This is a genomic window from Actinoplanes sp. NPDC048796 (assembly GCF_040650035.1).
Lineage (GTDB): Bacteria > Actinomycetota > Actinomycetes > Mycobacteriales > Micromonosporaceae > Actinoplanes.
Genome location: NZ_JBEZGO010000007.1, coordinates 182,483 through 201,371 on the forward strand (window position 1 = coordinate 182,483; position 18,889 = coordinate 201,371).

Annotated in this window: 18 protein-coding genes and 1 pseudogene; 13 read left to right on the forward strand and 6 right to left on the reverse strand. The window is 69.8% G+C overall.

The genetic code is table 11. From position 1 onward, the window contains the following. Nucleotides 1-75 precede the first annotated feature (75 nt). The 4 genes and pseudogenes from AB0C26_RS28065 to AB0C26_RS28080 form a co-directional block, all read left to right on the forward strand. Nucleotides 76-186: pseudogene (locus AB0C26_RS28065) on the forward strand (SDR family NAD(P)-dependent oxidoreductase); the annotation flags it as partial. A gap of 82 nt (nt 187-268) precedes the next feature. Then, complete coding sequence (locus tag AB0C26_RS28070; RefSeq protein ID WP_360254026.1) at nt 269-496, forward strand: SDR family oxidoreductase; 228 nt, start codon at nt 269-271, stop codon at nt 494-496. Between the two features lie 47 nt (nt 497-543). Beyond that, the gene (locus AB0C26_RS28075; RefSeq protein WP_360254028.1) at nt 544-1,608 is read left to right on the forward strand and encodes an aldo/keto reductase; all 1,065 of its coding nucleotides are present in this window, start codon (nt 544-546) and stop codon (nt 1,606-1,608) included. A gap of 80 nt (nt 1,609-1,688) precedes the next feature. After that, a complete protein-coding gene (locus AB0C26_RS28080; RefSeq protein WP_360253526.1) occupies nt 1,689-1,976 on the forward strand; it encodes a MaoC/PaaZ C-terminal domain-containing protein in 288 nt (95 codons plus the stop codon). A 223-nt stretch (nt 1,977-2,199) separates the two neighbouring features. On the opposite strand, the gene AB0C26_RS28085 is transcribed toward AB0C26_RS28080, so the two are convergent. Both AB0C26_RS28085 and AB0C26_RS28090 read right to left on the reverse strand, forming a co-directional pair. Beyond that, nucleotides 2,200-2,805, reverse strand: a complete 606-nt coding sequence (locus AB0C26_RS28085) for a CE1759 family FMN reductase (RefSeq protein ID WP_360253528.1) — start codon at nt 2,803-2,805, stop codon at nt 2,200-2,202. After that, nucleotides 2,802-3,905 carry an LLM class flavin-dependent oxidoreductase gene (locus tag AB0C26_RS28090; protein WP_360253530.1) on the reverse strand — a complete coding sequence of 368 codons (1,104 nt, stop codon included), beginning with the start codon at nt 3,903-3,905 and terminating at the stop codon, nt 2,802-2,804. Before AB0C26_RS28090 ends, AB0C26_RS28085 begins: the two co-directional genes overlap by 4 nt. 152 nt (nt 3,906-4,057) lie before the next feature. Here AB0C26_RS28090 and AB0C26_RS28095 point away from each other — a divergent pair, with 152 nt between their 5' ends. The 6 genes from AB0C26_RS28095 (at nt 4,058) to AB0C26_RS28120 (ending at nt 11,389) form a co-directional block, all read left to right on the forward strand. Then, entirely contained in the window at nt 4,058-4,936 is an 879-nt protein-coding gene (locus AB0C26_RS28095) for a DUF6879 family protein (protein ID WP_360253532.1), read from the forward strand. A gap of 51 nt (nt 4,937-4,987) precedes the next feature. Beyond that, entirely contained in the window at nt 4,988-6,817 is a 1,830-nt protein-coding gene (locus AB0C26_RS28100) for an SCO2524 family protein (protein WP_360253534.1), read from the forward strand. Between the two features lie 90 nt (nt 6,818-6,907). Further along, the gene (locus tag AB0C26_RS28105; protein WP_360253536.1) at nt 6,908-7,669 is read left to right on the forward strand and encodes an SCO2525 family SAM-dependent methyltransferase; all 762 of its coding nucleotides are present in this window, start codon (nt 6,908-6,910) and stop codon (nt 7,667-7,669) included. 45 nt (nt 7,670-7,714) lie between these two features. Beyond that, a complete protein-coding gene (locus AB0C26_RS28110) occupies nt 7,715-9,562 on the forward strand; it encodes an SCO2524 family protein (RefSeq protein WP_360253538.1) in 1,848 nt (615 codons plus the stop codon). A 1-nt stretch (nt 9,563) separates the two neighbouring features. Beyond that, complete coding sequence (locus AB0C26_RS28115; protein ID WP_360253540.1) at nt 9,564-10,481, forward strand: SCO2523 family variant P-loop protein; 918 nt, start codon at nt 9,564-9,566, stop codon at nt 10,479-10,481. Beyond that, entirely contained in the window at nt 10,478-11,389 is a 912-nt protein-coding gene (locus AB0C26_RS28120) for an SCO2522 family protein (protein ID WP_360253542.1), read from the forward strand. Before AB0C26_RS28115 ends, AB0C26_RS28120 begins: the two co-directional genes overlap by 4 nt. On the opposite strand, the gene AB0C26_RS28125 is transcribed toward AB0C26_RS28120, so the two are convergent. Both AB0C26_RS28125 and AB0C26_RS28130 read right to left on the reverse strand, forming a co-directional pair. Next, on the reverse strand, nt 11,374-12,333 hold the full coding sequence (locus AB0C26_RS28125) for a DUF6879 family protein (RefSeq protein WP_360253544.1): 960 nt from the start codon (nt 12,331-12,333) through the stop codon (nt 11,374-11,376). The two genes, AB0C26_RS28120 and AB0C26_RS28125, sit on opposite strands and share 16 nt — an antisense overlap. Further along, nucleotides 12,330-13,259, reverse strand: coding sequence for an SCO2521 family protein (locus AB0C26_RS28130; RefSeq protein ID WP_360253546.1), 930 nt, complete (start codon nt 13,257-13,259; stop codon nt 12,330-12,332). Before AB0C26_RS28130 ends, AB0C26_RS28125 begins: the two co-directional genes overlap by 4 nt. Before the next feature lie 224 nt (nt 13,260-13,483). On the opposite strand from AB0C26_RS28130, the gene AB0C26_RS28135 reads away from it, so the two are divergent. The 3 genes from AB0C26_RS28135 to AB0C26_RS28145 all read left to right on the forward strand — a co-directional run bounded on the left by AB0C26_RS28135 (nt 13,484) and on the right by AB0C26_RS28145 (nt 16,200). Beyond that, on the forward strand, nt 13,484-14,458 hold the full coding sequence (locus AB0C26_RS28135) for an FAD-dependent oxidoreductase (protein WP_360253548.1): 975 nt from the start codon (nt 13,484-13,486) through the stop codon (nt 14,456-14,458). Then, nucleotides 14,455-15,399, forward strand: a complete 945-nt coding sequence (locus tag AB0C26_RS28140) for an FAD-dependent oxidoreductase (RefSeq protein WP_360253550.1) — start codon at nt 14,455-14,457, stop codon at nt 15,397-15,399. Before AB0C26_RS28135 ends, AB0C26_RS28140 begins: the two co-directional genes overlap by 4 nt. 156 nt (nt 15,400-15,555) lie before the next feature. Continuing rightward, a complete protein-coding gene (locus tag AB0C26_RS28145; RefSeq protein WP_360253552.1) occupies nt 15,556-16,200 on the forward strand; it encodes a hypothetical protein in 645 nt (214 codons plus the stop codon). A gap of 186 nt (nt 16,201-16,386) precedes the next feature. Here AB0C26_RS28145 and AB0C26_RS28150 read toward each other — a convergent pair whose 3' ends face one another. Together AB0C26_RS28150 and AB0C26_RS28155 are read right to left on the reverse strand one after the other, a co-directional pair. Further along, entirely contained in the window at nt 16,387-17,733 is a 1,347-nt protein-coding gene (locus AB0C26_RS28150; protein ID WP_360253554.1) for a carbohydrate-binding protein, read from the reverse strand. 64 nt (nt 17,734-17,797) lie between these two features. Beyond that, a complete protein-coding gene (locus tag AB0C26_RS28155; protein ID WP_360253556.1) occupies nt 17,798-18,862 on the reverse strand; it encodes a winged helix DNA-binding domain-containing protein in 1,065 nt (354 codons plus the stop codon). Between the last annotated feature and the right edge of the window lie 27 nt (nt 18,863-18,889).

The following is an 18,889-nucleotide window of genomic DNA, read 5'->3' on the forward strand; positions in this document are numbered from 1 at the left end:
GCAAACCGGGGGACTCCCCGTTTAGTCTAGGCGACGATAAGCGGGGACATCCCCGTTTAGGGTCGAGGAGTCACCATGCCCACAGCGCTCATCACCGGCGGGACGTCGGGAATCGGCCTGGCCACCGCGCAACTGCTGCACGCCCGCGGATATCGGGTCGCCGTCACGGGCCAGAACCCCGACACGATCGCCCAGGCGAGGGCCGCCCTCCCCGACGCGCTCGTGACCCGCGCCGACGCGCGGGACCTGGCCGGCACCGGTGACCGAGGTGACCGAGGCTTCGTTCGACGAGCAGGTCGCCATCAACTTCAAGGGCCAGTACTTCACCCTCCAGAAGACGCTTCCGCTGATCGAAGACGGCGGTTCCGTGGTCATCACCGTCGGGATCGGCGCCCGGCGCGTCGCCGAGGTCGTCGCCTTCCTCGCCTCGGACGCGGCCGGTTACGTGACCGGCCAGGACATCGTCGTCGCCGGCGGCTACGGCCTCGGCGCCTGACCGGTCCCCCGCCTTCCCACCGCTCATCATCCGCTCAGGAGAATCTGATGTCACTCACCCTTGACACCTACCGGCAGCTGGGCCGTTCGGGACTGTGGGTCTCGCCGCTCGCGCTCGGCGCCGCTACCTTCGGCAACGACTGGGGCTGGGGCGCCGGCCGCGACGAGGCCCGCCGGCTGTTCGACCTCTACGTCGAGCGCGGCGGCAACTTCATCGACACCGCGGTCACCTACACCAACGGCACCTCCGAGCGGATGCTGGGCGAGTTCGCTCGCGACCGCCGGGAAAGCCTGGTGCTGGCCACGAAGTACACGACACTGCGCACCCCCGGCGACCCGAACTCCGGCGGCGCCGGCCGCAAGAGCCTGACCGGCGCGGTCGAGACCAGCCTGCGACAGCTGGGAACCGACTACATCGACCTGCTCTACCTTCACGTCTGGGACTTCACCACGCCCGTGGAGGAGATCCTGCGCGGCCTGGACGACCTGGTCGGCCAGGGCAAGGTCCTGTACGTGGGAATCTCCAACACCCCGGCCTGGCAGATCTCGCGCATGCAGGCCATCGCCGACCTGCGCGGGTGGTCGCCACTGGTCGCGCTGCAACTGGAGTACAACCTGGTCGAACGCACCGGCGAGCGGGACCTGTTGCCGATGGCCCGGGAACTCGGGCTGGGTACGGTCCTCTGGTCGCCCCTCGCGGGCGGGGTCCTCACCGGCAAATACGGCCGGCAGGACCTGACCGCGCCGGACACCACAGCCGCCGACAGCGCCCGCAAGAGCTTCAACGTGGCGCTCGGCGGGGTCACCGAACGCAACCTCGCGATCGTCGACGTGGTCAAGGAGATCGCCGTCGAGCTGGGCCGCACGCCCGCCCAGGTCGGGCTGGCCTGGACCCTGGAGAACCCCGCGGTGACCTCCCCGATCATCGGTGCCCGCACGTCGTCGCAGCTGCGGGAGAACCTGGGCGCGCTGGACGTCGAGTTCACCCCGGCCCAGCTCGCTCGGCTGGACCGGGCCAGCGCCGTCGAGCTCGGCTTCCCGCACGCGATGCTGGCCAGCGACCACATCCGGGCGCAGACCCGCGGCGACATCACGTTCGCGGCCCGTCGCTGACCCGGGCGGGACGACGGCGTTCGGCCCTCGGCAGTAAACCGACCGATGGCGGAACCGGGTGCGGTGGGCAGGCAGGGCGCATGGCGACATTCGATCCCGCTCAGCACACCGTCGTTGCGGCCCGGACGTTCGCGGACCTTCGGGTCGGTGAGGTGTTCAACGCGCCCAGCCGGACCGTGACCGACGCGCACGCGTCGGCGTTTCCGGCCGTGTCGGCGGACAACCATCCGATTCACTACGACGCGGTGTACGCCCAAGCGCACGGGCACCGGGCGCCGGTGGTGCACGGGCCGCGGGTGCTGGCGTTCACGGCGCCCGGGGCGACGCTCGGGAGGTCAACGCCGGGGACACGCTCTACCCCAGTCTGACCATCATCGGGCTGGAGCCGGGTGACGGTACGGGCGGGGTGACCACCCGGGCGACCGTGCACAACCAGCGCGGCGAGCTGGTGCTCTCGGGAGAGCACCGCTATGTGCTGAAAGCCTGACCACCGCCACACGCGAGACGGGCGTCACGGCCTTGAGTGGCAGCGAGGCCGCCCCGGAATACCCGGGGCGGCCTCGCTTGCGGTGGGGTGGACGACGACGCGTACTACAGCAGATCTTTGAAATCGACCGTCAGGGCGAACGGGTCCACCACCGTGACGGGCTCGCGGGAGGCAAGCTCGCGAGCCAGCTCGGCGGAGGCGCGGGTGATGCGGGAACGCAGCGTGCCGTCGGCGGAGTCGGCGCCCCAGTCGTCGCTGGCGGCGAAGACGGCGGTCGGGACGACGACGGCGTGCAGATAGGCGAACATCGGGCGCAGAGCGTGCTCCAGGGCCAGCGAATGGCGGGCCGTGCCGGCCGTGGCGGCGATCAGGACCGGCTTGTCGGCCAGCGCGTCCTTGTCGAGGACGTCGAAGAACGACTTGAACAGGCCGCTGTAGCTGGCGGTGAAGATCGGCGTGACGGCGATCAGGGCGTCGGCCGCGGCCACCGCGTCCAGGGCGTCCTTGAGCGCAGCCGGCGGGAAGCCGGTGAGCAGGTGGTTGGCGATGTCGTGGGCCAGGTCGCGTAGCTCGATGACCTGAACCGTGAGCTCGACGTCGCCGTCCGCGGCGGCGGAGACCACGGACGCGGCGAGCTGGTCGGCCAGCAGGCGGGTCGACGAGGGCTGGCTCAGGCCGGCCGAGACGACGACGAGGTTGCGCTGCTTCATGCCTGGACCTCTTCCTTGCTGTCCTTCTCCAGCTTGGCGGCGAGGAGGGACGCGTGGGTGGGTGCGTCCGGCACGTGGGCCGGCTTGAGGGCGGCGAACTCCTTGCGCAGTACGGGCACGACCTCGCTGCCGAGGAGGTCCAGCTGCTCGAGGACCGTCTTGAGGGGCAGGCCGGCGTGGTCCATCAGGAACAGCTGGCGCTGGTAGTCGCCGACGTAGTCGCGGAAGCCGAGCGTACGGTCGATGACCTGCTGCGGGCTGCCGACGGTGAGCGGGGTCTCGCGGGTGAAGTCCTCCAGCGACGGGCCGTGGCCGTAGACGGGGGCGTTGTCGAAGTACGGGCGGAACTCCTTGACCGCGTCCTGGCTGTTCTTGCGCATGAACACCTGGCCGCCGAGGCCGACGATGGCCTGGTCGGGGTCGCCGTGGCCGTAGTGGGCGAACCGCGAGCGGTAGAGCTCGATCATCCGCTGGGTGTGCGAGGCGGGCCAGAAGATGTGGTTGGCGAAGAAGCCGTCACCGTAGAAGGCGGCCTGCTCGGCGATCTCGGGGCTGCGGATCGAGCCGTGCCACACGAACGGCGGGATGTCGTCGAGCGGGCGCGGGGTGCTGGTGAAGCTCTGCAGCGGGGTGCGGAACTTGCCCTGCCAGTCGACCACGTGCTCACGCCACAGCTGGTGCAGCAGCGCGTAGTTCTCGATCGCGAGCGGGATGCCGGCCCGGATGTCCTTGCCGAACCAGGGGTAGACCGGCCCGGTGTTGCCGCGGCCCATCATCAGGTCGACGCGCCCACCGGCCAGGTGCTGCAGCATCGCGAAGTCCTCGGCGATCTTGACCGGGTCGTTGGTCGTGATCAGCGTGGTGGCGGTGCTCAGCTGCAGGGTCTCGGTCTGGGCCGCGATGTACGCGAGGGTGGTGGTCGGCGAGGAGGAGAAGAAGGGCTCGTTGTGGTGCTCGCCGAGCGCGAAGACGTCGAGGCCGACCTCCTCCGCGTGCTTGGCGATCGTGACGATGTCCTTGATGCGCTGGCCTTCGGTCGGGGTCACGCCCGTCGTCGGGTCCGTCGTGATGTCACTGACGCTGAAGATTCCGAACTGCATGACCCGCTCCTAGTCCTGGCCGGGACTTCGTACATCCCGTCGCTGCCACCCACAACCTCTTTGATCGGTCAACTATTTCAAAATCAAAGAACTTGCGCTGCGGCGCGGGTCACACTCGAAGAGGCAGCGCGCGACAACCTGGGGGGCCGCACGTGTTCATCAAGATCGTGGTCACGGCCGTCACCGGCGGTCTGGCCTATCTGCTGACCGGAATCGCCGATCAGCCGGAGATATGGCGAATCACCCTGGCGGTGTTCGTGGCCGGAGTGGCGTTGATGGTCCAGTTCCTGATCGACGTCGCCGACCGATCCCGCGCGGTGATCGAGTCGGTGACGACGATCAGCGAGGCGGCGGCGCACTTGGCCGGCGCGCAGGACCGCCTCGGGGGCGACAGCCTCGTGCGGCTGGTGGAGTCCGCCGGCCGGATGGATCCCGCCGGGGCCCTGCCGCGTCTGTTCGCGCGCCGTCAGATCGGCGACCTGGCGAATCTGCTCGACGGGCTTCGATCGGGCCGGGCGGAGCACGAGGGCGAGGACCCGGACTGGCTGCTCGGGCTCACCGAGTCGGCGAGCAGCAGCATCGACGCCACCAGCATGACGTCGTTCGACCGGCATCGGGGCTTCGTCGACGAGGGCGAGTTCTGGGAGAGCGACCTGGGCCTGCGCTACCTCGACCGCCAGCGCCAGGCCATCGAGCGCGGCGTCCGCGTCCGGCGGCTGTTCCTGCTCACCGAGGACGCGACCGACGTCGACCAGCTCGGGAAGCTGCTCGAACCGCATCAGAGGATCGGCGTCGAGACCCGCGTCCTGCGCCCGGAGAACGTCTACTTCCTCCACCAGAGCGATCTCGAGGACTTCATCGTCTTCGACCAGCAGATCAGCTACGAGTTCCACACCGCCCATACCCTCAAGAAGAACGTGACCCCGCTGATCGCCAACGTCGCCCTGGTGGTCGACCGCCGGCTGGTCGAGAAACGCCGGCACCGATTCGAAGAGCTGTGGGACGCCGCCAAGCCCAGGGAAGACGGATAAACGCCACTAGCCTCAGAACCGACTCGACTTTGGGCAGGTGACAGCGCACCGATGCACATCCAGCCACGGCAGCAGATACTCGACATCTGGCGATACACGGTCAGGGCATCGCTCGAAGGGAATCGATGGCGCCCGGGCGGCGGCAACTCGATCAGCGACGCCGAGCAGCTTCTCTGCCTCATGTCGCCGTCCACAGAGCTCGATCAGCTGCGGATCAGCCGGCCGGACCTGCTCAGCCCGGACGTCGAGGACGCTCTGCGCGACCTGGGTGAGGCGATCGAAATACCGCAGCGGCTGCTCGTGATACTGACGGCCTACATCAACCGCTACACCGGCCAGGACGGCACTCCCGTCTTCTCCGGTGGGTCGTATCTCCGTTCCAGCGTTGACGGCATGGAGCCGAGCCCCGAGCAGGATCAATGGGATGTGGTGTACTCGTACGCCATATCCGTGCGGTTGATGTTGGCGATCATCGGGTTCACGCGGGATCACCAGCGGGTCGCCAAATCCGATGCCGCCGAACAAGCCCTCACCTTGGAGGACCTTGCCAGCAGGCGGCTGAGCGCCGCGATGGTGGGCCTTCTTCGTAGTTTCACGGTCAGCACCTTTGCCCTGGACAGCGTCGCCGGATCCCACCTGATGCGGATGGCGGACCAGGGTCGCCAGAAGCCGGAGAAGACTGCCGAGAAGCTGCACGAGGCGCTGCGCGAGGTCCTAGCCGGGCTGCGCGATGACGTGACGATCGAAGGCCCCCGGTGGCTCTTCGAATGCGGCTGGTCCTGGGGCGTCGTTCGCGGGGCCTCCCCGATCGAGACCAGCGCCGTCATCGGCCGCCAGCCGGAGGGGGTCGCCCACAACGCGCCCGATCTGTACTTCACCACGGTCGCCCTGGAAGCGGCGCGGGCGTTGGCGGCGAACCGCACCATGCTGCCCGCATGGCTCGACCCCGAGCAACTCCGGTTGGTTCAGCAGTTGGGGGTGCGTGCCGAGCTCGTCCGGATGTATTGGGCGACCATCGCCACCCTCGAGTCCGACGGCGCCTGGCCGGTCGAGGATCTGCCGTGGAGGACGACCGACGGCCGTGAAAGCGAGTACTACAGCTTGCTGGTCGCCGGGTCGGTCTTGTCGCAGATGACGGGCGAGAGACCCGCCGAGGACAGGCTGCGCCGGCTGTTGACCATCCTTGAGCGGCTGGCGGAGCGCAACGGTGTCACCGCCCGCATGCCGGGTGACGACGTGGGCGCCGCGCGAAACCATTACCAGGGCATGAGCTTTCCGTTGATCGGCAGCGAGACGCCGACCAGCCCACAGCTGACGTGGAATCTCGTGGACATTGCCCCGGCGCTTCTCAAACGCACGGTGGAGCTGGCCGCCATCAGCCCCAGCGGAGCATTACGACGTGCGGCCATCGATCTCGCCGACAGGATCGGGGACCATCTGGCGCTCCGCCGGCGGCCCGACAGCCCCGGCGAAGGTCTGTGGGACTCTCCGGCGGGAGTGTTCTCGCAAGCGGGCGCCGCGGAAGGGCGACTCGACTGGGGGTACACCGAGCGAGTCGTCGACTGCCTCGTCGCCGCCGCCCGCAAGGTGTCGCGGCAACGCGCGCGGCCCGCGAAAACCTGCCCGAGCGACCGGGCGTCGCGGCGTCCTACGCCTATCGCGTCCTGCACGCGCTGGGTCGCCTGGAGGCAGCCCGCCGAGGGAGCCCGTGACAACCCAGGCGCTCGCGAACGGGTGACACTGGTGGCGCGGAAACGGTCACACGGTGCAGGATGGCGGTTACAGGCAGGAATCGGAGAAGGGTTACGGGCGAAAAGAGTCGAATTTCCAACCAGAGATTGCCCGAGAGGCGTATCGCTTAAGGGACGGGGCATGTCTTAATGTGCAACCCCGAGACTGGTGACTAGGGTCGGCCATACAGTTGATGGTGTCGTCGGCCGTGTCGACTACGGAACGCCGGAAGGACCGCCTGTGCCCCCGATCAATCCTGTGGTGACGCCGACCATGCCCGTCGGCGATCAGGACGTGGACTGGGACCACTTCGACTCACAGGCCTACTTCAACCACAACTACAGCGAGCTGCGCGCGGACGACAGCCGCATCATCGAGATCGTCTCCGACTACTTCCAGCGGGCGATTCCGCGCAACAAGTCGGGGCTGGCGATCGACGTCGGCAGTGGGGCCAACCTGTACCCGGCATTGACCATGCTGCCGTACTCCTCCGGAGTGACACTCTTCGAGCGGGCTTTCACCAACCGCGAGTGGCTGAAGAACGAGATCGCCCGGCCGCGGGAGTCGTGGAAGCAGTTCTGGGACGCCGTCTCGGTGGGCCGCCCGGACTACGAACGCGTCAACAACCCGTGGGACCTGCTGCACCGCCAGGCCAAGGTGGTCGAGGGCAACGTGTTCACCCTGGCTCCCGGGCAGTACGACATGGGCACGATGTTCTTCGTCGCCGAGTCCATCACCGTCCGGATGAACAAGTTCGAAGAGGCCACCCGCCGGTTCGTCCGTTCGCTGAACGCGGGGGCGCCGTTCGCCGCCGCCTTCATGCGCAACTCCTCCGGCTATGTCGTCTCCGGTCTGCGCTTCCCCGCCTGCTCGATCGCCGAGGAGGACGTCGTCCGGGCTCTTGCCCCGGTTGCGCGCAACGTGGACATTAAGACGGTGGAGAGCAACGACCTCCGCGATGGCTACTGCGGAATGATGGTGGCCACCGGCCGGAAGAAGTAGCGTCCCTCCACACAGGCCCACGGACGGGTAGGTGACGGCGCAACCATGCAGATCCAGCCTCGCCAGCAGCTTCTGGACATCTGGCGTGCCATGGCTCGGGTGTCCTATTACGACGACGACTGGCTTCCGGGCGGGCGTAACGGCAGCAACTCGATCAGCGACGCGGAACAGTTGCTGTGCATCATGTCGCCGGCCACCGAGATACCGATGTTCCGTCTCGACCGTCCCGACGCTGTCGCGAACGACGTGCTCGAGGCGCTCAAGCCGCTCGGCGACAACCTGCAGATCCCGCAGACGTTGCTGCGGGCCCTGAACGGTTACATCGAGCGGTACACCGCGCCGGACGGCACGCCGCTGTTCTCCGGCGACACGTACTTCCTGCCCGAGGACGAGAACGCCGAGGTCAAACGGGAGCAGCGCGAGCTCGACGTGGTCGACTCGTTCTCCATCTCGGTCACCCTGATGCTGGCCACCATCGGGTTCACGAAGATCTTCCGTCAGGTGGTCACCCGGCCGCAGCTGCTGGAGAGCGTCGACAAGCTGGAGCGGGCGGCCAGCCTGCGACTGTCGGCGGCGATGGCCGGGTTGCTGCGCAGCTTCGCGGTGAACGTCTTCACCGTCGAGAGCGCGGCCGGGCGTGAGCTGCTGCGCACCGTCAACCAGGAGCGGCGGCCGGCCCATCAGGTGATCGACGAGCTGCGCGAGACCCTGCGGGAGATCAACGCCCGGCTGCGCGACGACGTCCAGATCGGATCCGGCGCCGCCGAGGGCAGCGAGCTCGACAATCCGAACCGGCTCTTCGAGTGCGGCTGGTCGTGGGGCATCGTCCGGGACGCGCCCGAGATCGAGACCACCGCGAAGATCGGCGAGCAGCGGACCGGCGTCGCGCAGAACGCGCCGTACCTCTACTTCACGACCGTCGCCATGGACGCCATTCAGGCGTTGTCGTCGGAGCGGACCCGCCTGCTCGGCCTGCTCGACACCGAGCAGGCCCGTCTCGCGCAGTCGCTGCAGCTGCGGTTCGAGTTGACCCGGTCGTACTGGGCGACCATCGCGACCTTCGGCTCGGGACGCTGGCCGCTGGAGGACCTGCCCTGGCGTACCACCGACGGCATCGAGTTCGACTACTCGAGCCTGCTGGTCGGCGGCATCGTCATCCAGGACATGCAGGCCGTGCGCGCCTCGAACGCCGAGCTGAGCCGGGTCGCCGGCGTCCTGGAGGAACTGGCCAACCGCAGCCGGATCACCCGCCGCTCGACGCAACCCGAGACCGCCGTCAACGTGCAGTACCCCGGCCTGCACTTCCCGCTGGAGGGCACCGAGGAGATCGGCGGGCCACGGCTGGCCTGGACGGTCGCCGACATCTCGCCCACGCTGTTCCGGCGCGCGCTGACGCTGGCCGGCATGCTGGACGACAGCGCGATCCGCAGCCGCCTGTTCGACCTGGCCGACGCCATCTGGGATCACTTGCGCGCCCGGATGCTGCGGGAGGGCGACGACCACGGGCTCTGGGACCGGCCGGCCGGTGCCTACAACTACCTTCCCGACGACGTCCGCGACGTGTCCTGGTACTACACCAAGCGGGTGGTGGACTGCCTGGTCGCGGCGGCCCGCCTGATCAACAACCCGCCGCTGGGCAGCCTGTTGCTGGCCGAGGTCGCGGCCGAGATGCTCAACGAGGCCGACCACCTCTACAACCGTGAGCTGCTCAACGGCACCACCACCCGGGGCGAGACGTTGCGGGTCGAGCTGGAACGCATCGGCACGGAGCTGCGGCGGGCCGGCTCGGTACGGCGGGAACGGCCCGGCGTCGCGATGGCCCTCGCCGGCGAGGTGCTGCGCAAGCTCGACCGGCTGTCCGCGGCCCGGCGGGCCGACAGCGGGGTGGCCTGAGGTGCTGCTCTTCGCGACGTCCGACAAGGGCGGCACGGGCCGGTCGGTGACCAGCAGCAACCTGGCCTACCGGCACGCGCTGCAGGGCTACGACGCGTGCTATCTCGACTTCGATTTCGGGTCACCGACGTCGGGGGCGATCTTCGATCTGCCCGAGGCGCTGGCCGGGGTCGAGTCCGGCGGCCTGCACACCTACCTGCTCGAGGGGTCGCCCGAGCCCCGGCGGATCAACGTGTGGGCCGATTCGCAGCGTGAGGCGTTGCGCAGCCGGCCGGCCGGGGCCGGGCGGCTCACCCTGGTGCCCGGGGACGCCGGGCGGGGCGAGTTCAGTTCCGCGCCGGGGATCGTCGACCGGTGCGTGACGCTGTTCCAGCGGCTCGACGAGGAGTACGACCTGATCCTGGTCGACCTCAGCGCCGGGCGCTCCTACGCGACGGAGATCGTGCTGGCCGCCACCCAGCACGCGGCGCTGCGCGACGTGCAGGCGCGCTGGCTGGTGTTCCACCGGTGGACCCGGCAGCACATCATCGCCGCGAGCGGCCTCGTCTTCGGCCGGTACGGCATCATCGAGACCGCCGGGCATCTCGGGCACGACACCGCCCAGCTGCGCGAGTCGATCCGGTTCGTGCGTACGGCCGTACTGGATCCCTCCTCCCCCGACCAGGCCGGCCTGCGGGCCGAGCAGCTGGCCTGGCTCGACGTCTGCAACCGGCGCCTGCAGGATCTGGCCTCGCGCAAGGGCGTCGGCCGGCTCAACATGATCGGTGAGGTGCCGCTCGATCCGGTGCTGCAATGGCAGGAGCAGCTGATCTCGAACGATGACGTGTGGCTGCACCGCACGGCCAACGAGCGTACGGTCGCCGCCTTCGAGGACCTGTCCAAGAAGATCGTCGACGCGAGCGCGTGGGTCGGCCTGTGACCCGCTCGGTGGCCCTGTCGCACCTCTCGCTCGAGCTCGGCCATCTCTACATGGACGACTTCGAGGGCGGCGAGAAAAACCTCAGGGAGCAGTTCCGGCGCGTACGTCCGTGGGCCGAGACCGCCTCCCGCATGACCGAGGCCGCAGTCACCCGCAGCCGGCCCCGGATCAGCACGTGTTTCCTGATCGACGACTACTTCACCCGGTTCTCCACGCCCCGCGACGTGGTCACGATGCTGGTCGAGGCGGCCCGCGCCGAGGGGCTGACGATCGACTACGTGGCCCGGGAGTCGGGCTGCGCCCGCGCCGGCGACGTCGACGTGGCCCGCCTCGTGCAGGACCATCTGGTCGACGAGCCGGCCGAGGGGGCGAACGGCCGGCCGGCCACCAAGATCACCGGCTGGCTCAGCAACGGCGAGCGGTCCCCGTCCGCGCCCACCTCGGCGATGGCGGCGCCGCGGCAGTGGCAGCCGGCCCGGCAGAGCGCCGTGCAGAACCATTCGATCTTCGTGGACGTCGAGTTGTGGAGCGACCGGCCGGACGGCGACCGCCTGTGGTCCTGCCCGTTCCTGGCCGCCGTGTGGCAGCTGCAGCGTCTCGGCCTGGTGCGCCGGCTGGGCGAGCCGATCGCCGAGCCGGAGCCGGCCACCCCGGGCGAGCTGCCGGCCGAGTGGGATCGGATGCCGCCCGTCGTGCGGCTCAACCCGCAGGCGGCGCCGTTTCGGGCCTACCGGTCCTTCACCGCGATGGACGCCCGGTTCCTGCCGATCGAGCTGGCCGTCCGGACCATCCTGGGCGCCGTGGCGATCGATCCGGTGGCCGCGGCGCAGGTGCGCGACCGGGCCCGGGCCGAGGGTCTCGACCTGCCCGAGGAGACGGTGGGCCGGATCGGTTACGCCCTGCTCTGAGGGTGCGGGTCGAGCTCACGGGAGACGTCCCACAGCTCCCGGAAGAGCTGCGCGCACTCCTTGACCCGCGAGTCGGTCAACACCAGGCGGGTCTCGGCCACCTGCGCCAGTTGCGGGTCGTTGGTGGTCGGTGTCGTCTCGTACGCCAGGGTGTCGTCGAAGATGATGAGGTCGCGCAGCTGGACCTGGAGCGGGGTGGGCACCGCCGCCCGGTCCAGCAGGCGGACGTCGATGAGCATCTCGCGCTGTTCCTGGTAGGCCTTGCGCAGGCTGGGCTCGTGCTCCATGTCCGGCACGTCGAGCACGAAGATGCGCCGCACCCGCTTGCCGGCCCGGGCCGCCCGGCGCTGGGCGTCGAGGTAGCGCTGGCCGATCTCGCTCTGCCACAGGTCGTGGTCGACGGCGGCCAGGCTTATCGCGTCGACGCTCTCGGTGGCGTGCCGGGTCAGGCCGAGCAGCCAGTCGCGGTCCTCGCCGTAGTAGGTGACCGTGCCGCCCTCGGCGAGCTGCTTGAGGAAGTCGGACGTCTCTTTGATCTTGGCCTGGACGAACTGGTAGACGATCGGCGGCGAGTCGGGCGAGATGTTCGTCGAGTTGCGCACCAGCTGGGTGACCAGGTCGGTCTGCAGGGCCGAGGCCTCGATCAGGCCGAACAGCGCGGTGGCCTCGCTGATCTCGGTGAAGGCGTCGCCGACCAGCTTCTTCATGTCCTCCATGCCGTCCTTCTGCAGCCGCTCGACGACGGCCAGGCGCTTCTCGAACTCGATGAGGAAGCGGATGATCACCACGATGCCGCCGATCAGGACGGACAGTGTCAGGCAGACCGACTGCGGCTGGTCCAGCCCGTTGGTGATCAGGTAGGTGAGGCCGCCGGTGGCGAGCGTGGCCAGCGCCGTCCGCAGGACGCCGGGTCCCTCGCCGAACTGGCGCGACAGGGTGCTCACCGCGGTGTCGCCGCGGACAGGGCCGCCACCGCCCCGAGCGCGAGCTGGTCGCGGATGCGGTCGCGCAGCAGCACCCACTGCCGGGTCAGCGCGGCCCGCCTCTCCACGACCTCCCAGAGCCGTTCGGCCGGCTCGCCGCCGCGCCCGCCGGGCAGCCACAGGTGCAGCAGGTAGTCGACGGCGGGCCGCAGCCGGCGCAGCGACTCGTCGAGCGGCAGGGCGCCGATGGCCGCTCGGTCGACGATGCCGTCGACCGAGGTGAGCAGCCAGTCGTGCAGGGCCAGGTCCTCGGCGAAGGCGACCAGCAGCCGCGCGTCGACGTCATCGGCCGCGTGCACGTGCAGCAGGCGCAGCTGGTCGTCGTGCACGTCGAAGCGGGGCGGGGCGGCGGTCTCGGACCGCTCGACGACGAATCGCAGCCGGGTCCGGGGCAGGCGCAACCGGTCGCGGGACCGGCCGCCGTCGGGGACCGCGCTCTGCACCACGTCGGACGCCCGAGCCGCGATTTCGCCCAGGTCGAGGGCGTTCGGGGCCCGCTCGGCGGCGGCGAAGCCGGCGGCCAGCTCGGCCGGGCGGCACCGGCCGACGGTCTCGATGACGCCGGGCCGGGCCAGGTAGTGCGACCAGGGCTGGCGTGCGCTGCCCGTGACCGGCACCAGGGTGGCCCAGGCCGTGCCCTGCACGACGTGGCCGCCGGTGATGGCGGCGCCCTGCAGGACGGTGCCGATGCCGCGCACCTGACGGGCGGGTGCGGGCACGCCGAGAGGGCAGTCGACGCCGACGGGACGCTCGGGTGAGCGGGCGTACGCGCGGGGGCGGTCCAGGCGCAGCACAGGCTCGCCGGCCACCAGGTCGACCAGCAGCGCCGCCGCGCTCGCGCTCATCGGGTCGCGCCCGCGCAGCAGCCCGGTGTGGACTTCGCCCACGATGACCACGTCCAGGCCCCCAACCTTCGACGGTGGATCCGCCGTTCGATTGGAACCCAAAGGTCGGCGGATTGCAACACCGTGCGTGATCGAACGTCGACGTTACGTGGCATTGCCTACCATCCATTGTGGCAGGTGGCAAGGATCGGACGCCAAAAGCGGCAGTCGCCGGAGAAATTCTCACGTCCCCCCTTTACGGGATCGATGACAGTTAGCTTCGGAAGGTGACCTCAGACCGACCCGATGTGCTCGTCGTCGGCGCCGGTGTCTCCGGCCTGACCACAGGTGTGCTGCTGGCCGAGAGCGGTGTCCGCGTGCGCCTGCGCGCCGAGCAGGAGCCGCGCGAGAGCAGCTCGGCCGCCGCCGGGGCCATCTGGGACCCGATCTACGCCAAACACGACCGGGTCGAGCACTGGGCGGCCCGCTCCTACGACGTCTTCACCGAGCTGGCACAGAACGGCTTCCCGGGTGTCCGGGTCATCGACGGCGTGGAGGCCTCACGCGTCGCGATCCCCACCCCGGGCTGGGCGGTGGGCCTGCCCGGCTACCGCGACTGCGCCCCCGCCGACCTGCCACGCGGTTTCGCCAGCGGATGGCACTACACGGCCCCGATCATCGACATGCCCGCCTACCTGCACGAGCTGCAGCGCCGGCTGATCGCCGCGGGCGGGGAGCTCGTCTTCGGCCGGCGGCTGCCCAGCCTGGGCGACGCGTTCGCCGACACCGACGTGGTGGTCAACTGCAGCGGGGTCGGCGCCCGCGAGCTGGTGCCCGATCCGACGGTCCAGCCGATCCGGGGGCAGCTCGTCGCCGTACACAATCCGGGTCTGACCGAGTTCTTCGCCGAGCACACCGACGAGCTGGGCGAGATGACCTATCTGCTGCCGCAGGGCGACGTGCTGCTGCTGGGCGGCAGCGCCGAGAAGGGCGAGGCCGACCCGGTGCCCGACATCCGGATCGCCGAGGCCATCGTGCGGCGGTGCAGCGAGATCTTCCCGGCCATCGGCGGCGCCGAGATCCTCGGGCACCGCACGGGGATCCGGCCGTCGCGGCCCGAGGTGCGCGTCGAGCACGAGGAGCTGGGCGGCGGCCGGCACATCGTGCACAACTACGGGCACAGCGGGGCCGGCGTCAGCCTGTCGTGGGGTTGCGCGGACGACGTCGCCTCGATGGTGAAGGACATAACCTCGGCAGTGTGAGATTCGACGTTCTCGTGGTCGGCGCCGGCGTCGTCGGCCTGACCACCGCCATCCGCTTGCGGGAGCAGGGCCTGAGGGTACGGGTCCGGGCCGAGTCGGTGTCGGCGGACACGACCTCGGCCGCGGCCGGGGCGATCTGGGACGCGGAGCTGGCCGACCACCCGGACGTACGGCGGTGGACCGCCACCACCTTCGACGTCCTGACCGGGCTGGCCGCCGACCCCACGGCCGGGGTGCGGGTGACGCCGGGCGTGGAGGCGTCCCGGACGCCGGTCGCGATCCCGGAATGGGCCACCGCGTGCGACCCGGACGATCTGCCGGCCGGGTTCGTGACCGGCTGGCGCTACGAGTCACCGATCACGGACATGCCGGTGTACCTGTCCTGGCTGGCGAAGCGGTTCACGGGTGAGGTGGTGCCCGGACGGCTCGACCGGCTCGAGGACGGGTTCGCGGAGGCGCCGATCGTGGTCAACTGCACCGGGCTGGGTTCGCGGGAACTGGTTCCGGATCCGGAGGTGACGGCGTGCCGCGGGCAGCTCGTGGTGGTGCGCAACCCGGGCCTGGACCACTTCTTCCTCGAGTACACCGACTTCGTCGAGGAGATGACCTACCTGATTCCGCAGGGCGACGCTCTCCTGCTCGGCGGGTGCGCGACCTTCGGCTCGGAGAGCCTGGCGCCCGACCCGGTGGTCGCGCGGCGCATCGTCGAACGCTGCGCGACAGTGTTCCCCGAGGTCGCGGACGCGCCGCTGCTCGGTCACCGGGTCGGGCTGCGGCCGATGCGGCCGACCGTGCGGCTGGAGGCCGAGGATCGGGGCGGCGGCCGTCACCTCGTCCACAACTACGGGCACGGCGGCGCCGGCGTCAGCACCTCGTGGGGCTGCGCCGGCGACGTCGCGGACATCGTGCGGGAGCTGCTCAGCGGCCCTGGAGGCGCTTGACGTGATCGACCCCCCGCTCGCCGAGCGCCGGTGATTCGCCCCGGGATCGTGCGTCTGTGTCTGCAGGGGTGATGGAGACGCGGTGCCGAGCAGCCGGGGCCGGCCCCGCGTGCCGTTAGGCTCGCCGGCATGCCGGACAGCACCCCGACGTCGCGCATGGTCGGCGACGACGTCATCGAGGGGCGACAACGCCTCGTCTTCGTCAACCGAGGCGATCATTACGCGCTCAGCACGCTCGGTGTCTTCGCGGACGGCGTCGTCCTCTGGCGGTTCGGATCCACCGATCTCGACGGTCTCCGCGCCGCGTTCGACGACGGCACGCTGACCCTGACCCCACCCGAAGGGGCATCGCTGATCATCGCCGGTACGGCAAGGGGAACCGTGCCAGCACTGGAGTCGTGGCTGACTCCCGAGATGGTGATCGGCGAGCTCGCCGACGAGCTTGACGATCTCAATGATCGGCCGGACTCCTCCCGGCGCTGCTGGAACGCGCTGCTGGCGTATGCCGCCGCCCCGACCCGGGCCAACCTGGAGATTGTTCGCGAGTTGTACCGGGCGGTGCCCGAACACAGGCGGATCTACATGCTCGGCGACATGGACCAGAACGACGTACCGGTGCGGATCCTGCTCGCCGATCCGGGCGCGACGATTCCGGCCCGGCACCCGGATCACACGCTCACGGTGACCCCGGAGCTCCGGGAGCAGGCGCTCGGCTATTTCCGCCGGAGCGAGGCCGGTGTTGCCGAAAGCCGGGCGCAGCGGGTGGCGGACGGACCGGAGACTAGCGCCACCCGGCAATAGCGGCGACGCTGCTCGGCACAGGTGACGCGCGGTTGCTCTACAACGACTGGGCCTCGAAGTACTGGAACTCGAGCGGCGCCAACTGGATGGGCCGGCTGATGGAGCTGATGCGTTCGGAGATCGCCGGCCGTTGAACAGAATCACCGGCCCGGGGACGGTCCGGGCCGGTGATCAGATCCTGTCGGGTCAGCGGCCCTGGAGACGCTTGACGTTGTCGCCGAACGTCCAGGACTTGGAGCCGTCCCAGTTGATCGACCAGGTCATCAGGCCCTTGATGCCGGGGACGCTGTTGTAGGCCTGGGTGACCAGCGACGGCGTCATGTAACCACCGCCGGCACCGGGCTGGGCGGGCAGGCCCGGGACCTGCTTGTCGTACGGGATCCGGATGGTCGTGCCCTGAATGGTGAGGCCGTTGTTGAGGCACTGGGTCTGCACGGTGAAGCCCTGCACCGTGCCGGCCGAGTAGGAGTCACCGGAGCAGCCGTACATCGAGCCGTTGTAGTACTGCATGTTCAGCCACCAGAGCCGGCCGTTGTCCAGGTACTTCTTGATGATCGGCAGGTATGAGCCCCAGATCGAGCCGTAGGTGACGCTGCCGCCGGTGACGTAGGCGGTCTCGGGGGCCATGGTGAGGCCGAAGTTCGCGGGCATCTGGGCCAGCACGCCGTCGATGATGCGGATCAGGTTGGCCTGCGAGGTCGACAGGGTGTTGATGTTCCCGCCGCCGGTGAGGCCGGTCTCGATGTCGATGTCGATGCCGTCGAAGTTGTACTGCTTGAGAATCGGCACGATCGTGGCGACGAACCGGTCGGCGACGGCGGCCGAGCTCAGGTCGACGCCGGCGGTGGCCCCGCCGATCGACATCAGGACGGTGGCGCCGGCGGCCTTGGCCGCGCAGATCTCGGCCGCCGTGGGCACCTTGACCCCGGCGTCCATGCCGTTCTCCCACAGCACCGTGCCGTCGGAGCGGATCACCGGGAAGGCCGCCATCAGCACGTTGTAGCCGTGCTGCGTGATCCGGCTGTCGTTGATCGGGATCCAGCCCATTCCCGGGTGTACGCCGTTGGAGGCACCGTCCCAGTTCTCCCAGTAGCCCTGGAGCACTTTGCCGGCGGGCCGCCCCTTGACCGCACAACCGGTGGCGGGCGGCGTGGTGGCCGGCGGAGTGGTGACGGGCGGGGTGGTGACGGGCGGAGTGGTGACGGGCGGGGTCGTGACGGGCGGGGTCGTGACGGGCGGGGTCGTGACGGGCGGGGTGGTCGGGCCGCCGGTGCACGCGCCGAGGTCCTTCCACAACGTCGGCGTCGAGGCCGGGTTCCAGCCGGCCCCGGCCCAGGCGGTGTGCGTGACCAGCGCCTGGTAGAGGTGCGCGTTGTAGGTGACCTGCTGCCCGGCCGTGTACGTCGGCCCCTCGCTCCACGTCACCCCGGAGCAGGCGACGGCCGCCGAGCCCGGGAGCGCGGCCAGCACCGTCGAGCCGGCCGCCACCGCCACCCCGGTGACCAGCGCTAACACAAGACGACGGACACCCATGGCGACTCCCTCGATGCGTGCGTGACGTGCGACACCCACATCATGGAGTTCACCTTCATAAATATCAAGGGTTCTTAACAGTCAGCGGCATCCCCAGGTAGGACGCGTAGACGGCCAGCGCCTCCTCGGCCGCCCGGTGATCTTTCGCGGTGAAGGACACCAATGGAGTGACGGTGATCGTGACGCCCTTGGCGGTGATCGCCCGCTTCCAGGTCGCCACGACGCGGCCGTCACGGACCAGCGTCGACTGGAACATCCCGTTGCCACCCGGAATGATCGCCGCCAACTGTTCCGGCGTGGCCATCAGAGAGCGGTCCTTGTAGCCGAGCATGTATTCGTCGAAGCCCGGCAGCGCCCACCACTGCGCGACCGCGCCGGAGGAGAAGCCGGGCGCGACGACCATCTCGACGCCGTCGACGTCGACGGTGTCCAGTTCGGCCCCCGCGATACCGGCTTTGCAGTCGGTCATGGTCAGGCCGGTCCAGCCGGCGAAATCCTTGCGGGTGGCGGGACCGTGGCTGCGGAAGTAGCGCAGCGCGATCAGGGCCAGCGCCTCCTCCCGGGACGGGCGGCGCGGGGACGGCACCCACTCGTCGAGCAGGACGAAGGTCTGCTCCTTGCCGATGTGCGGGCCGATCACCGTCACGCCGCGCTGGGCCGCGTACCAAAGCAGGTGATAGCCCCGCTGGCCGGTGGTCGCGACGCCGTTCTCGGCCAGCACCTCCAAGCACTGGGCGCGGGTCAGGCGCCCTCCCCCGGCCAGCGCCGCGCCCAGGATGTCGACCGCCCGGTCGGCGTCGGCCTCCGACAGCCCGATGGTCTCCCGGCGTTTGGCGGCGCCGGCGAGCGCCCGCGAACCCATCAGATCGAGCATCCAATGGACGTCCGCGGGCGGGACGAAGTGGACCGTGCCGCGCATCGGCCACGTGCGCACGGCCTCGCGTCTCTCCACGGCGGCCTCGACGTCGGCCAGTGTGAAACCGGGCAGCCGGGCGCCGAAGGACCACAGGCCACTGTTCACATCCTGCGCCTGCATGGCGCCGAACCACTCCACCACCTCGGCCACCGACGACAGAGCGGGCGGAAACAGCGCTGACATGCGAAGGCCCAGGGCCGTCGTGGAATCCATGACGACGACCCTAGGCCCCGGGTACGA

Bases quoted from the DNA above. Each gene is read 5' to 3' on its own strand.
- AB0C26_RS28075 (WP_360254028.1), top strand. From the start codon at position 544: ATGTCACTCACCCTTGACACCTACCGGCAGCTGGGCCGTTCGGGACTG.
- AB0C26_RS28080 (WP_360253526.1), top strand. From the start codon at position 1,689: ATGGCGACATTCGATCCCGCTCAGCACACCGTCGTTGCGGCCCGGACG.
- AB0C26_RS28085 (WP_360253528.1), bottom strand. From the start codon at position 2,805: ATGAAGCAGCGCAACCTCGTCGTCGTCTCGGCCGGCCTGAGCCAGCCC.
- AB0C26_RS28090 (WP_360253530.1), bottom strand. From the start codon at position 3,905: ATGCAGTTCGGAATCTTCAGCGTCAGTGACATCACGACGGACCCGACG.
- AB0C26_RS28100 (WP_360253534.1), top strand. From the start codon at position 4,988: ATGCACATCCAGCCACGGCAGCAGATACTCGACATCTGGCGATACACG.
- AB0C26_RS28110 (WP_360253538.1), top strand. From the start codon at position 7,715: ATGCAGATCCAGCCTCGCCAGCAGCTTCTGGACATCTGGCGTGCCATG.
- AB0C26_RS28145 (WP_360253552.1), top strand. From the start codon at position 15,556: ATGGTCGGCGACGACGTCATCGAGGGGCGACAACGCCTCGTCTTCGTC.
- AB0C26_RS28150 (WP_360253554.1), bottom strand. From the start codon at position 17,733: ATGGGTGTCCGTCGTCTTGTGTTAGCGCTGGTCACCGGGGTGGCGGTG.
- AB0C26_RS28155 (WP_360253556.1), bottom strand. From the start codon at position 18,862: ATGGATTCCACGACGGCCCTGGGCCTTCGCATGTCAGCGCTGTTTCCG.